We start from the raw sequence: 14,646 nt of genomic DNA on the forward strand, positions 1-14,646 counted from the left end.
ACTTACAACGTTAATAACTTTTATGTTAAGATGTTATATGTTTACTAGAAACTCAATAAAATTGTAGACGTCACGAATATGAAAAACTTATCCAAGAAACAAACACAAGCTTTATACACAATAGCTGGAATAATCATAGTTGCAATAATTTGCGCGATAATTTTGCAATTTTACAACTCTAACAATGATAAAAAAATGCTTGATGCATCAACAATGTATCAAAAAGCGCTAATAGCTAGTGAAAACCCTAAATCACCTCTAGATACAAAAATTGCTAAATTTGAGCAAGTAGTTAATGACTACCCAAATACCAGCTTTGGTATATTCGCTAGTTGGCAATTAGCCGATCTATATACTACAACAACACAGCCAGATACAAAAAACTTCAATATGAATCTTACTAATCTGCCAAAAGCTATCCTAGTGTTACAACAAAGTATAGAAAATAATCCTAAAGATAGCCTTAGTGATATTAGTAAAGTAAGACTTGCACGACTATACATCGCAGCAAAGCAGCCAGATCAAGCTATCAAAACACTTGAGAATATCAAACCTTTTAAAGATAATGCCTATCCTTTGATGTTATTAGGACAAGCATATAGCGAGAAAAAAGATAAAACAAAAGCCATTGAAACTTGGCAAAAAGCTTTACAAGATCCTAATAGCTCTGCCGAATTCAAACAGATTATTAGTCAACTTATAAACAATACTAACTAGTCATGAAAAAACTATTATTTATTCCGGCTGCTTTGGTATTATCCATGTTAGTAGCTAGTTGCTCTAAGAGTAATGTTCCACCTCCTACGCCATTAGCTGAAAAACCTCCTAGAGAAACTTATGTAAAAGTCATATGGAAAAGAAAAACAGGAAATGGTAATGGTGGCTTAGCGAATTACAATGTTGCGCCAGCTTATGCAAATGATACTGTATTTGTTCCCAACCAAAATGGTATGGCTTATGCTCTAGCAATTACTAATGGTAAAATAATCTGGAAAAATGATACTGGTACAAATCTATCAGCACAACCAAATACTATAGCAAATGCAGTTATTTTTAGCTCTATAAAAGGAGTATTGACCGCTATAGATGATAAAGATGGTCAAACATTATGGCGAACAGATGCTCCAAGTAGTATTTTTTCTCAGCCAACAATTTATGATAATTCGATTTATCTACAAACTCATGATGGTTCAGTTTCAGCATTTGACGCAAGAAATGGCTCTAAAGAATGGAGTGTTGCAAATAATATCCCTGAAATTACATTACCTAGTAACTCATCACCTGTAGTCCTTAATAATACTGTAATGATTGGTAATGCCTTTGGTGCAGTTTTAGGCTTTACTGTAAAAGGTGGTGATAGAACTATTAATATACCAATAGCAATTGCCCACGGATCATCACCCGCTGATAAAATGGTAGATATCACCGCTAATCCTATGTTATATGATCACTATCTTATTTTTGCTGCTTATCAAGGAGCTATAGTTGCTTTAGACAAAGATAATGGTAAAATGCTTTGGGCTAAGAAAGCCTCTATTATTAACAATATGGCAATTAATAATGGGGTTATTTTCACCACTCAAGATGATAGCGAGCTAAAAGCTTATGATATACAAACTGGTGATACAGTTTGGACTCAAGATACTCTAAAGTGGCGTAAAATAACAGCTCCTATCTACTATAAGGGTTTAATAGTTGTTGCTGACTATCAAGGTTACCTACACTTTTTTAATTCACTAAATGGCGAATACCTTGGCAGATATAAGTTAACTCCTGAGAGTGATATTTTTGATTATGGTATTTCCGGACAATTAGTCCCAACTGAGAAAGGAATTGTTATCGAAGCTGATAACGGAACTATATACTTAGTTGATGCTTATAGCGACAAAGTTATCTATGATAGTATATTGAGTGATTACCAGGTTGATAAAGGCAAGAGTGTTGCACGAATTTACCCACTTGAGCAAGTCAAGCCTACCAAAGTAAATACTGTAGTAGATAAAACTATGCAAACAACAGAAACTAAACCTAAAGGCATCAATGCTACTATAATAATCGGTGATTTTAGTAAAGGTAAACCAAGCTAATGTATAAAGGTATCAGACCATCAATATTTATCTTAATCCTCATGGTTTCTTTGGGGCCATTTGGTGACACCATTTATGCTCCAGCATTGCCTGAACTAAAAACAATTTTAGGTACTGACTATCCCCATGTACAGCTTACTATAACTTCATACTTACTTGGTTACTCGATTAGTCAGCTATTATATGGACCATTCTCTGATAAATTTGGTCGCAAACCTGTAATGTTGGTAGGAACATGTTTTTTTATAATTAGCTCTATAATATGTATATTCAGTAATCATATCAATACTTTGATATATGCTAGAATGATACAAGGCTTTGGTGCAGCTGCTGGTGGAGTTATTGCTACAGTTGCTGTTAAAGATGCTTTCAAAGTTAATGAGCAAGGCGCAGTATTTGCCATTATGAATATAGCCTTTGCTCTAGCTCCAGCATTTGGAGCAGTACTTGGAGTATTCCTTAGTCCTACAGCGATTTTTTGGATATTGCTAGTTGCAGCTAGTCTATTATTCATAAAAGTTGTAGTTTTTTTTCCAGAAACAATTAGAGAAAAAAACTTTGAAGCTTTAACTTTTAAGTCTTTCTTTAAGAACTATTTTTTACTCTTTAAAGACCATCAGTTTTTCTTTGCCACTTTTGTTTTAGGAATAAATATCAGTGTGATATACGCATGTTTAGTCACAGCTCCAGATATATTTGTGAATATTCTCAGACTTGAAAAATCTAACTTTTTATACTTATTAACAATAATGGTTACAGCTGTGGTACTAGGGTCTATTGTTTGCTCAAAACTAAGCCATCTAATAGCATATAAACATCTTGTAAATTTCGGGATGTTTTGTACTCTAATTTCAGGAATACTATGTATTTACGCATTCAAAAAACTTACAGGCTTAGAATTATCAATAGCCTTAACTGCAATATTATCACTAACATTTATAGGTATCTCATTTAGTGTGCCTTTATTAACACCTATTGCACTAGAAAACTTCACTACCACAGCAGGAGCTGCTTCATCTGTGATGGGCTTTATGCAAATGGGCATAGCCTCAATAACAACAGCGATTATGAGTCAGATCAGCCTGGGCAGTGAGTTCACATTATCTTTTGCATTTGTAATCTTACCACTTATTGGTCTAACAATATTTTTACCTTATAGTTGCTACTTCCTCAAGAAATAAAGCTTTAATGCTCGGCTAAACTTAGGATTAAAATAATTATATGGTAAAATCTAGATTAACTAATATAATTTTATCTATCTTAAATTGTCAATGCAAAATTATAATGCCAAATCGATTGAGGTTCTTACTGGTTTAGACCCTGTCAAGAAAAGACCCGGAATGTATACTAATACAGAAAATCCAAATCATCTAATCCAAGAAATTATTGATAATAGCGTTGATGAAGTTCTTGCTGGGTTCGCTAGTAAAATAAACATCACTTTATATGAAGATAACAGCATCGAAGTAGCTGATGATGGTCGTGGTATGCCTGTAGATATTCATCCTGAACATAAAATGTCTGGTATTGAACTTATCATGACTAAACTTCATTCTGGCGGCAAATTTAGTAACAAAAGCTATACTCATTCTGGTGGTCTTCATGGGGTTGGAGTATCGGTTGTTAATGCTTTATCAACTAGACTTGAGGCAGAGATTAAAAGAGATGGAAATGTTTATCATATAGTTTTTGAAGATGGTTTTAAAACTAGTGATTTAGAAATTATCGATAATGTAGGCAAGAAAAATACTGGTACAAAAATTAGATTTTGGCCAAACAAAAAATATTTTGATGATATCAAAGTCAATTTTAAAGCCCTTAAGAATCTACTTGAAGCAAAAGCAATACTTTGTAAAGCTCTTACAATAAAATATTCAAATGAGATAAAAAAAGAGAAGCTCACATGGCATTTTGAAACAGGACTTAAAGGCTATCTTGACCATAAACTAGAAGCTGAAACACTCCCAGCTGAACCATTTATGATTGATAATTTTTCAAATGGCGACTCCTTCTTAGATGCAGTATTTTGCTGGTGTGAAGATCCTACTGAAAGTATAAAAAATAGTTATGTAAACCTAATTCCGACACCTCAAGATGGTACACATGTTACTGGACTTAAAAATGGTGTTTATGATGCGATTAAAGCGTATATTGAGAAAAACTCACTTAGTGTAAAAAATATCAAAATTACTGCAAATGACTCTTTTGCTCAACTAAACTATGTAATATCAGTAAAAATTACAAACCCACAATTTGCTGGTCAAACTAAAGAAAAACTTTCCAATAAGGATGTTACTAGTTTTGTCGCTACTGCTGTTAGAGATTTACTGACTATATGGCTAAACCAGAACCCTGATGAAGCGCGTCAAATAGTTGAAAATATTAGCAAGGTTGCACAAAAAAGAATTAATGCAGATAAAAAAACTACGCGTAAACGTATAATGAATACTGCTATTCGTTTACCTGGTAAGCTTACAGACTGTATTAGCTCTGATGTTAATTCTACTGAGCTTTTCATAGTTGAGGGCGACTCTGCCGGAGGTTCTGCTAAACAAGCGCGTGATAAAAATTTTCAAGCTGTATTACCCCTTAAAGGTAAGATTCTTAACAGTTGGGAATTAGATGCTGATACTATCATGAACTCTCAAGAAATTCATAATATTGCTACCGCAATTGGTGTTGATCCTGATAGTGATGACATTTCCGGTCTAAGATACAATAAAATATGTATCCTCGCCGATGCCGACTCTGATGGATTACATATCGCGACACTACTGTGTGCAATGTTTCTAAAGCACTTTAGAAAACTGATTGAGTATGGTCATATTTATATAGCTCAACCTCCGCTATTTAGAATTGATATTGGTAAGAGCACTTTTTATGCTCTTGATGAAAATGAAAAAGATACTATCTTAGCTAAAAATTCTAAGTTACCAGGCAAGATAAATATCATGCGCTTTAAAGGTCTGGGTGAGATGAATCCCGCACAACTACGTGAATCAGCTATGGATGTATCATCAAGAAGACTTTTACAACTTACTATTTCTGATGTATATGATGACGCTGAAATGTTAGATATGCTTTTAGCTAAAAAGAGAGCCAAAGATCGCCGTGATTGGCTTGAAAACTATGGTGATAGAGCTGAAGTTGAATAATAGACTCTTTTATTTACTTTTTTTATCATTTAATTAGAATTTCTACCAGACAACCTTATTCCATTCAAAACATTTACCAGGATCAGTTTTTCTCTGTGGTGCAATATCTTCGTGACCAGTAATATTTAATAATGTTGGATATGCCTTCCTAAGATCTTTTAGTAAGCTATTCAAACTAAGATATTGTTGTTCAGTATAAGCTGTTTTATCAGTACCCTGTAACTCAATTCCCACAGAAAAATCATTACATCCTTGCCTACCTTGAAATTCGCTTATACCTGCATGCCATGCTCTATCATCAACCGAAACAAACTGCACAATTTCACCATCACGTTTTATATAGAAATGAGCTGAAACTTCTACACCTTTAAGGCTTGCAAAACTTGGATGTAAACTATAATCTAATTGATTAGTAAAAAATTTCTCAACATTACAATTAGCATATTCTCCTTCAGGCAAACTTATACAATGTATTACAACTAGACTAATATCATTTTTATCAGCTCGTTGATTAAAGTTTGGACTCTTAATACATTTAGCTTTTTCATACCAGCCTTGATTAAACATTTTAGTTTTTGAAATTTGGTTATGATAATATTATACTTTACCAATTAATCTGCTGTTTTAAAACAAATTTAAATATGAATTGCTTTGACCATAAACTTGCAAAAACAACTGCTATATACGGATTTTTAACACTAATAATTGCTATACTAAGCTATAATTTTCTTGATATAAAATTTGCAACACTAGTACATACCAGTGAATTATTTGGTACTGGAATTAGTACGGTAGCAGCTTTGACTTCTAAGATTTTTTCTCCTAAAGTTTGGACTGTTATTACAGCTATAGTCACAGTAATTTGTATCTACAAACACCTAGTAAAAAAGCCCTCACAAAAGTTATATATAATGTCATTATCTTTAATAATGACTATTATAATTACAACAATCCTTAAGGTTCTACTTGCTAGATACAGACCTGAAATGTTACTATTTGATAATCACTATGGTTTTCACTTTTTTTCGTTCAAGAAGGCTTATAACTCTATGCCATCTGGCCATACTGCATTAACTTTTGCTGGATTACTAGCAATAGCTAACTTTTTTGAGAAAAAGTACATAACTTTAATAGCTATAATAATTAGTTGTTTAGTTGCGGTGAGTAGGATTATTATTTTAGACCACTTTATTTCCGATGTCATCATTGCCGCATATATAGGAATATTTACATATTTATGGTGTAAAGCTTTTGTAGAGAGCAAATCAGCTTATTAATCTATAAACTCCTTAAAATAAGTCAAAGCCTTGCGATAAACTTCCTGTTTGAAATATACTACATGATTTATTGGATACCAATAACTTACCCAACGCCAATTATCAAATTCAGGAGAATCATTCGCATCTAGATCAATAATACTTTCTGAACTTTTTAACCTTAATAGAAACCACTTTTGTTTTTGACCAATACATACAGGTTCTCTACTTCTAACTAATGACTCTGGAATATTATATTTATACCAATCTCGTGTTGAGGCAATTACTTCAACATCTTGTGGACGTAGTCCGATCTCTTCATATAGCTCACGATACATCGCCTGTAATGGTGTTTCTCCAACAGCTACACCACCTTGAGGAAACTGCCAAGATGTTCTATTTCTTCTCTGACCCCAAAATACTCTATTTTGCTTATTAAGTAAAACTATCGCTACATTTGCCCGATACCCACTTTTATCTATCATTATTCAAAGAAAACTTTCTTCTACCTAGTTATTTATTCTAAACTAATTCTTCTTAGTTTTATATTGCATTTATAAAAGATAATAAAAAATAGCCAAAAGTTGTATTTTATATTGCATATCGGCTATTATGAGCTTAAACAATTAGTTAGCAAAATTAGTAGTAATGAAAAAATTAATAACAGATTTACGAAACTTACCAAATAAGCTTATTTATAGCATAATTGTGTTATTTTCTCTATTTATTGTTATTTATACTTACTTCATTTTATCTTGGAGTATTGGTATGGATACAGAGCTTGCAACCTATGGTTTAGGTAATAGTGAGTATTTATATCCATTACACACCCAGTACTTTCTTTTAGATAGACCTATCTTAGCAATCATAACTTATGCTTTAGGACAAGTCGCTATTCCATATTTTACTTTACTGATAAGTATGTCTTTACTATTTGTATCTGCAATTATTTGGATTGTTATTCTCACTAAGAAAAATTTCTCAATAATCGAAACTTTAGTTTTTTGTAGTTTTTATCTTATTTCGCCTATTTACATATTTCAGTTTAATTTTGTTAATCAAGCAATTGGTATCGGTATAGGATTTGTATTAGCTAGCTTAGCTATATATCATTTCTCACTCATACTTAATCATGACTGTGAGAAATTTAAGAGTTATATAGCGTGCATAGTCTATTTATTTTTATCAATTGGAATATATCAGTCATTTATAATACTTTTTGCTGAAGGAGTTATTTTCTTACTAATCCTAGAACAACTCAAAAATATAAGATTTTGCTTAAAAGATATAATATATATTTTAACAAAAATTTCATTTGTCTCTTTTGCTGCACTTATTGGCTATCTCTTGATATCTAAGCTAATCTATATTTTTATCGGAGAGTCTCATTATTTAGCTAATGTTTACGAAGGCTGGCATAGTAATAGCTTTTTGGAAGTCATAAAACACTTATTAGTCTACTTTGCTAATATATTAATATCTCCTCTTAGTTTTACATATGTATTAGCATGGCTATTACTTATATGTTTTATTAGAAAATTTTCTTTGATTATAATACTAGCGTTATTAGGATGTTTAGCATTACCATTCGCTTTCGCGATCTTTTTGGGTGCGCCAATACCTCTAAGGATACTATTTCCAATACCTCTGAGTATTGCTATAGTCATGTTATTAATCTTTAGAGCGACTTCTAAAAAGAAGCTACTTATCGCTATAGTTTGTTTATGTTTATTTGTAAATTTCAAACAAATCTGTCAACTAACATATAGCCAAAATATGGTGCAAAAATATAATGAGTATAATCTAGAATATATATACTCTATTCTGCATGATAAATTTGGTAATAACCTCTATCACACTCCAGTTGTTTTTATCGCTAGCCCAAAAGCTGATGATAGTTTTTATATAAAACATATTTATTCTGAGCCTTTTTACTTTAACAGTGATGAAGATTTTCTAAGTAATATTTTTCCAGATAAGATGTGGCAGACAAGCAGCATAAATCATCGCGTATATTATTTTATGCAATGGCTTGGCTTATTCTATAAATTACCAACTAAACAACAAATTGAACTCGGAAGACAAATAAGCCCTTCGCTGTCTATCTTTCCAGAAAAAGGTTCTATAACAAAAAAAGATAATATTATTTTTGTAAAACTCAGTGAATAGGTTATTCAAACATAACTTATAGTATGAACTTAACAAATCTTAATTAAAACTTGAAATAATAATTTTTATTTACTAAGGTTAATAAACCATACTTTATTAATTATCTATAACCAAATAATGAATTTTAAAAAGCGTGCTTTTATTTTTGGTTCTCTATCTGGAATCTTTTGGGGACTTGACTATACATTAGCAGGTCAAGTACATACCTTATTGACTATGACATTCTTAGTATCAATGTGGCTTACATCAGTCCATGATTTAGGTGTTGCAGCAACAATAGCAGCTATATCAACTTCATCTGTAAAAAGAATCAAAGACTTAAAGCTTTGGCAAATTATAAGTATTTGTTGTATCCCTTTATTAGGTGGTTTTGCTATGACGATGTATATGCTCTCAACACGAGATATCGCGACGGGAACTGCAATTATTATATCATCTTGCTATCCAGCTGTAGGAATGATTGGAGCAAGAATTTTTCTTAAAGAATCTCTAACAACGTTCAAAATAGTTGGTTTTACAATAGTTATAATTGGTATAACTCTTACAGCCACGAATCAGCTCTATGATAAGAGTAATAGCTTTGTCGGTCTTAGTTTTGCAATTTTAGCTGCTATATTTTGGGGTCTTGAAGGAGTTATATATAAAATGCTGCTTAATGCTAATATAGCAATAAATACTTTACTATTTTTACGTAAGATCTCAACAATAATAATTTTTCTACCTTTTACTTGGGCAATAATTCATAGTGTTAATATCTTCATTTTACTTCTAACTTTGGCTATAGGTATTATTGGCTACATCGCTGATTTATCATATATGAAAGCTTTCAAACATTCTAATGTCACACTAGCGATGTCTCTAAATATTACATATATTATCTGGGGACCATTATTTGCATTGTTACTATTTGATCAAAATATTAATATAACAATTACCATAATTTGTGCTATTTTAATATTTTTAGGTAATTTTCTAATCTTTAAATCAAAATCAGTATACTAAAATCTTGAATTCTCACCATATAAATAGTTTGGTAATTGTAGAATATTTAGTGTATAGCCACCTAATAAATCAGATGATTGATCACCTATAGAAATAAGTATTTTATATCCTAATGACTCTATATAGGCTCTTCTTTCAGCTTTAAAATTCTTAAAATCCTTTGAATTATATTGCTCAATATTCTCTGGAAATACAAACACATCCTCAAAATCGACATATCCAGCGTTTCGTAAAGCCTGTTTTGTAGACTCCAAATATTGAGAAAAACGCGCGCTTATAAAGAATACTTTAAGCCCACTAGCAAGACAGTAAAGATAGAAATCTAATGTCGCCTTAATTGGATAAGCATGAGATTTTGAGAGTAATTCATTCCAAATAGTATGATTCTCATCTTGTGGAAAACCAGCTAGTTTTAGCGAATAATAATGGTTTAGTGCTGTTTCATCTATATCAAGAACTATTGCATAATCTTGTAGTGATTGTTGTGCTTGGATTATTTTTTTAGCTTTCTTAAGAATTAAACTAACCTCATTTTCATGCGCAGTACTCTCATAATAGCTAATAACTTGTTGTTGCGTCATAGATTTATTTTAGACCTAATTCCTTTAGTCTTTCGTTAAGAAATATCTCCGCTCTTGGATATTTATCAGACAGATAGACATCGGATTTAGGATGTATGAAACATGGTGTTGAAATCCTATCAAGATTTTCTTTTTCATCTTCAGGTTTAACAACTCTATGCTTAGTCGCTATGTATTCTCCGTTTGTCATTTCTTGAAGCATATCACCAATATTTACGATTATAGACTCACTATCACAAGGCACATCATACCATTGGTTATTAAATGGTGATAATACTTGTAATCCAGGTGAAGATGCTATTGGTAATAGGGTGATAAGATTAATATCTTCATGTGCAGCTGCCCTAACTGCACCTGGTTCTTCATCACCTTGTATCGCTGGATAGTGTAATATCCTAAGTAAAGTATTTTCATAAGATGCTGTATCTCTCAATCTTTGCGGTAACTTATTTGCTACTGCTGGGTCCATATAATCATCAATCCACTGTAATAGTGTTTCACCAAGCTTGATCATTTTTTCAAACATTTCTCTAGCTGCACTACTAACCTCTGTTGGATACCTACCATTTGGAAAGTACAAATGATAAAAATGTTTAATATCTTTTACAGTTTCACCCTTAGCAACTTCTGAGACATCTTTAGGGAAATAACCATCTTGATTCTCAACATCAAAGATATACTTATCAGCAGCTCCAGATTTTAAGAACTCTTGCCACTCTTTATAAACTTTTTGAATTAAGTTCCAATCAATAGGATGAGTTCTAAGTACTGCAAAACCAGTTTCTTTTAAAGATCTAGTAAACAATTCAGCTGCATCATCTGCATAATAATCAACACTAAGGATATTCATTACCACTCCATTATTTTCAATTTCCGAATATTATTATAACAACAATATGGTATTGTTGCATTAGCTAGATTCACTAATCATAGCTAGTTTATAAAGCAATAAAATACTTAAGAAAAAAGGTATATTACCCTCTTGGATGATGTTTTTGATAAATCTCTTGTAAGCGATTTTGAGATATATGTGTATAAATAGTTGTTGTTGAAACATTACTATGACCAAGCAATAACTGTACCGATCTCAAATCAGCACCATGATTGAGTAAATGAGTAGCAAATGCATGCCTTAGGGTATGAGGCGAAATATCGGTATTTATACCAGCAATAAGCGCATAGTTTTTGATACGATGCCAAAAGGACTGTCGCGTTATTCTTTTTGTATGCTTACTGATAAAAACTGCTTTCTCTTTAAAATTTTTAGATAAACTCATGCGAGCTTCAGCAAAATATTTTTGCAAATACTCCAGCGCATACTCACCTATTGGCACTATACGCTCTTTCGAGCCCTTACCCATTACTTGAATTACCCCAATATTGATATCGATATCATCGATATTAAGCCCTACCAATTCACTTACACGCAAACCAGTAGCATACATCAGTTCAAGCATTGCTTTATCGCGAATACCAACATCCTCTGTCATGTCAGGAGCATGAAGCAATCTCTCAACATCAGTTTCTGTCATATCTTTAGGTAACTTCTTGGCTAATTTTGGTAATGTCAGCTTAGCTGTAGGATTATTATTAGTTTGACCAGTTGAGATAAGCCAAGCATAGAATTTACGCAATGTCGATATCATTCGAGCATTAGAACGACTACTATAACCATTTTTTGAACGATATGAAATGAACGCATATAACTGCTCAAAATCTAAACTAATTAAATCAGTTTTTGCAAAATAATTTTCTAATAATTTAAGATCAGTACGATAAGATGAAATAGTATTTTGGCTTAATCCATGCTCAAGCCAGAGATTATCAAGAAAAGCATCAACAGCTGAAGACACTTTTTGATTTTCCTAGAGTTTTGAGACGATTGCAAGCTGAAATTAGATGGAATATAACAAGGCAAAAATATCCGAAAAAGCCGAGTTTACAAAACGTAAATGAGCATTGTGAGAATATTTTTAACGCCGTTAGAAACATATAATTTTAGTTTGCAAGAAATCTCATTATACTTTTTCTTTAATTCTAGCAGCCTTACCAGTAAGACCTCTCATATAGTAAAGCTTAGCTCTACGCACATCTGCTCTCTTCTCTACGATAATACTATCTATTAATGGTGAGTGTGTTTGGAAAGTTCTTTCAACACCCATCCCAGAAGACATCTTTCTTACTGTGAAAGCAGAATGAAGACCTCTATTTCTTTTTCTAAGAACGAAACCTTTGAAAGCCTGAATTCTTTGCTTATCGCCTTCTTTAATCCATAAATTAACAGTGATAGAATCACCTGGATTAAATTCTGGAAGATCAGTTCTTAATTGTGACTTTTCTACTAACTCAACAAATTTATTTTTCATTATTCTTCTCCTTTTGTGCTTACCTTATCTATTTTATAATTATCTAAAATTTGCTTATCTTGTGCAGATAGGCATAGGCACTCTATTAAATCTTTACGACGCTCATAAGTCCTTATCAACTTTTGTTTACGCCTCCATTTAGCTATTTCTTTATGATTACCAGATAACAAAACATCAGGTACTGCATTACCATTAGGTAAAACAGCTGGTTTTGTATAATGTGGATAGTCTAAAAGACCATCATAAAAAGAATCTTCTATTACAGATTCTTTATTACCTAACACTTCTGGTAATAGTCTAATTAGACTATCCATAACTAGCATAGCAGGGAGCTCACCACCACTTAACACAAAATCGCCAACTGAAATTTCTTCGTCAACATAATCTTGTATTAGGCGCTCATCAACCCCTTCATATCTACCACACAGCAGTATTAATGAATCATTTTGCAAAAGCTCTTGGGCTTTTTTATGATTAAATATACCACCCTGAGGTGACAAGTATACTACTTTTGTACCACAACCTAAAGCATTTTTTGCATCTTCAATAGCTTCTGACAAAGGTTGATACTTCATTACCATCCCTGCGCCACCACCAAAGCTAGTATCATCAACACTAGCATGCTTATCAGTTGTATAGTCTCGAGGATTAAAGTATTTTATAGACACCTTAGAGTCCTTTATAGCTCTTGCTGTAACTCCAAAATCATTTATTGCTCTAAACATTTCTGGAAATATTGATATTATTCCGAATTTCATCTTCTAACATTTAATCTTTTGCTAAACAATCTTAATTGTAGTTATTAGAGAAAGCAAATACAAATATTTGAGAGATAAAATACACTTTATAGCAACGAATGCACATTAGCGATTAGTATTTTATAAAATCAATAACTAGAAAATAGAACTGTTTGAGCAAAGCGAGTTTTCTATTTTTATTGATTTTAAAATACGATAGCGTAGTGCTAGACGGTTTTGCATACTTTTTCTGCCATGAAAAAAGTATGATACTTACGCAGTAAGTAGCGAAATATTATTAAGAAATAATTATTGACTAATAATCATATTCCCAATCAACAACTATTTTCTTTGAATCAAGATCTTCACTAATAATATACTGCTTAATATAAGGAATTAGATACTCAGAAGATTCTTTCTTACAAACTAGAACTTCATTAGCACCGGTTTCAATAATATCTACAATAACACCAAATGAATCATTGTTAATATTTTTGACACTACAACCAATTAAATCTTTAAAATATACTTCATCCTCTGCTAGCTGTGGCAATGCTTGCTTTGGCACGCCAATAAGTGCATTTACATATTTTTTAGCAGTCTCAGCATCGTTAATGTTAGCAAGTTTAATATAAACTTTATCAGCCCTCTTTAGTACACTTTCACCTTTGAGCTGTTGCCAAAGATTAGTCGCAGGCAATTGGATATACCAATCGCCATAACTTAAAAGTGTTTCTATTGAACTTGCTAAAGGATATAAATTAAGCTCGCCATCAATCTTATATGTAGCACCGACTTTAGCTATTTCCACAAAATTTTGTGACATAAAAAGAAAAATAATTTGATTCTATAGATACGAATTAAGCAACTTTCTTAGCTTCTTTGATTAGACTTGCTACTCTATCAGAAGGTTGCGCACCTTTTGCTAACCATGCTTCAGCTTTAGCAACATCAAGCTTTAATATCTCTTCACCACCTTTAGCTAAAGGATTAAAGAAGCCTAATTTCTCAATAAATCTACCATCTCTTGGACTTCTTTTATCAGCAACTACGATTCTATAGAAAGGACGCTTTTTAGCTCCACCACGAGCCATACGAATTACTACCATTTATTATTCTCCGGTTTTATATTTAATTTTTTAATTACTAATATTCATTAGCTAAGCTTAGCAGCCATCAACTTAGCAAAAATTATGCAAAAATTTAATAGCAATACTTTAAAGTCTCTTAACTAAAATGTCAATAGTTGACTTGATATAAACATAAATATATAATAGCGCAAGTCGCTGTATT

16 protein-coding genes are annotated in these 14,646 nt (G+C 32.1%); 7 read left to right on the plus strand and 9 right to left on the minus strand.

What is annotated here, in order from left to right; genetic code table 11:
• Positions 1–78 precede the first annotated feature (78 nt).
• From FSC454_RS08085 to parE, 4 genes are all read left to right on the plus strand, one after another.
• Positions 79–717, plus strand: coding sequence for a YfgM family protein (locus tag FSC454_RS08085; protein WP_066046579.1), 639 nt, complete (start codon positions 79–81; stop codon positions 715–717).
• A 2-nt stretch (positions 718–719) separates the two neighbouring features.
• Entirely contained in the window at positions 720–2,087 is a 1,368-nt protein-coding gene (bamB, locus tag FSC454_RS08090; RefSeq protein ID WP_044247480.1) for an outer membrane protein assembly factor BamB, read from the plus strand.
• Positions 2,087–3,268 (plus strand): multidrug effflux MFS transporter, encoded by a 1,182-nt coding sequence (locus FSC454_RS08095; protein WP_066046581.1) that lies wholly within the window; start codon positions 2,087–2,089, stop codon positions 3,266–3,268. The genes bamB and FSC454_RS08095 overlap by 1 nt, the downstream gene beginning before the upstream one ends.
• A 90-nt stretch (positions 3,269–3,358) precedes the next feature.
• Positions 3,359–5,242, plus strand: coding sequence for a DNA topoisomerase IV subunit B (gene parE / locus FSC454_RS08100; RefSeq protein WP_066046583.1), 1,884 nt, complete (start codon positions 3,359–3,361; stop codon positions 5,240–5,242).
• A 42-nt stretch (positions 5,243–5,284) separates the two neighbouring features.
• On the opposite strand, the gene ampD is transcribed toward parE, so the two are convergent.
• The gene (gene ampD / locus FSC454_RS08105; RefSeq protein ID WP_066046585.1) at positions 5,285–5,809 is read right to left on the minus strand and encodes a 1,6-anhydro-N-acetylmuramyl-L-alanine amidase AmpD; all 525 of its coding nucleotides are present in this window, start codon (positions 5,807–5,809) and stop codon (positions 5,285–5,287) included.
• Positions 5,810–5,883: 74 nt separating this feature from the next.
• On the opposite strand from ampD, the gene FSC454_RS08110 reads away from it, so the two are divergent.
• Complete coding sequence (locus tag FSC454_RS08110; protein WP_014548898.1) at positions 5,884–6,519, plus strand: phosphatase PAP2 family protein; 636 nt, start codon at positions 5,884–5,886, stop codon at positions 6,517–6,519.
• Here FSC454_RS08110 and FSC454_RS08115 read toward each other — a convergent pair.
• A complete protein-coding gene (locus tag FSC454_RS08115; RefSeq protein ID WP_014548899.1) occupies positions 6,516–6,983 on the minus strand; it encodes an RNA pyrophosphohydrolase in 468 nt (155 codons plus the stop codon). The two genes, FSC454_RS08110 and FSC454_RS08115, sit on opposite strands and share 4 nt — an antisense overlap.
• Positions 6,984–7,146: 163 nt before the next feature.
• On the opposite strand from FSC454_RS08115, the gene FSC454_RS08120 reads away from it, so the two are divergent.
• Together FSC454_RS08120 and FSC454_RS08125 are read left to right on the plus strand one after the other, a co-directional pair.
• Complete coding sequence (locus FSC454_RS08120; protein WP_066046586.1) at positions 7,147–8,667, plus strand: glucosyltransferase domain-containing protein; 1,521 nt, start codon at positions 7,147–7,149, stop codon at positions 8,665–8,667.
• Positions 8,668–8,784: 117 nt separating this feature from the next.
• Positions 8,785–9,669, plus strand: coding sequence for a DMT family transporter (locus FSC454_RS08125; protein WP_044247482.1), 885 nt, complete (start codon positions 8,785–8,787; stop codon positions 9,667–9,669).
• Here the strand turns inward: FSC454_RS08125 and FSC454_RS08130 are convergent.
• From FSC454_RS08130 to rpsP, 7 genes are all read right to left on the minus strand, one after another.
• Positions 9,666–10,250 (minus strand): HAD family acid phosphatase, encoded by a 585-nt coding sequence (locus FSC454_RS08130; protein WP_066046588.1) that lies wholly within the window; start codon positions 10,248–10,250, stop codon positions 9,666–9,668. The genes FSC454_RS08125 and FSC454_RS08130 overlap by 4 nt on opposite strands.
• A gap of 4 nt (positions 10,251–10,254) precedes the next feature.
• Positions 10,255–11,100: a 2OG-Fe(II) oxygenase family protein gene (locus tag FSC454_RS08135; protein ID WP_014548904.1), complete on the minus strand. Its 846-nt coding sequence runs from the start codon at positions 11,098–11,100 to the stop codon at positions 10,255–10,257.
• 124 nt (positions 11,101–11,224) lie between these two features.
• A complete protein-coding gene (gene xerD, locus FSC454_RS08140; protein WP_014548905.1) occupies positions 11,225–12,103 on the minus strand; it encodes a site-specific tyrosine recombinase XerD in 879 nt (292 codons plus the stop codon).
• Between the two features lie 165 nt (positions 12,104–12,268).
• Positions 12,269–12,616, minus strand: coding sequence for a 50S ribosomal protein L19 (rplS, locus tag FSC454_RS08145; RefSeq protein WP_003035017.1), 348 nt, complete (start codon positions 12,614–12,616; stop codon positions 12,269–12,271).
• The gene (gene trmD / locus FSC454_RS08150) at positions 12,616–13,374 is read right to left on the minus strand and encodes a tRNA (guanosine(37)-N1)-methyltransferase TrmD (RefSeq protein WP_066046589.1); all 759 of its coding nucleotides are present in this window, start codon (positions 13,372–13,374) and stop codon (positions 12,616–12,618) included. Before trmD ends, rplS begins: the two co-directional genes overlap by 1 nt.
• Positions 13,375–13,669: 295 nt before the next feature.
• Positions 13,670–14,179, minus strand: a complete 510-nt coding sequence (rimM, locus tag FSC454_RS08155) for a ribosome maturation factor RimM (protein WP_066046590.1) — start codon at positions 14,177–14,179, stop codon at positions 13,670–13,672.
• 34 nt (positions 14,180–14,213) lie between these two features.
• Positions 14,214–14,462, minus strand: a complete 249-nt coding sequence (gene rpsP, locus FSC454_RS08160) for a 30S ribosomal protein S16 (protein ID WP_066046592.1) — start codon at positions 14,460–14,462, stop codon at positions 14,214–14,216.
• Positions 14,463–14,646: the final 184 nt, after the last annotated feature.

This window comes from Francisella hispaniensis FSC454 (assembly GCF_001885235.1).
GTDB lineage: Bacteria > Pseudomonadota > Gammaproteobacteria > Francisellales > Francisellaceae > Francisella > Francisella hispaniensis.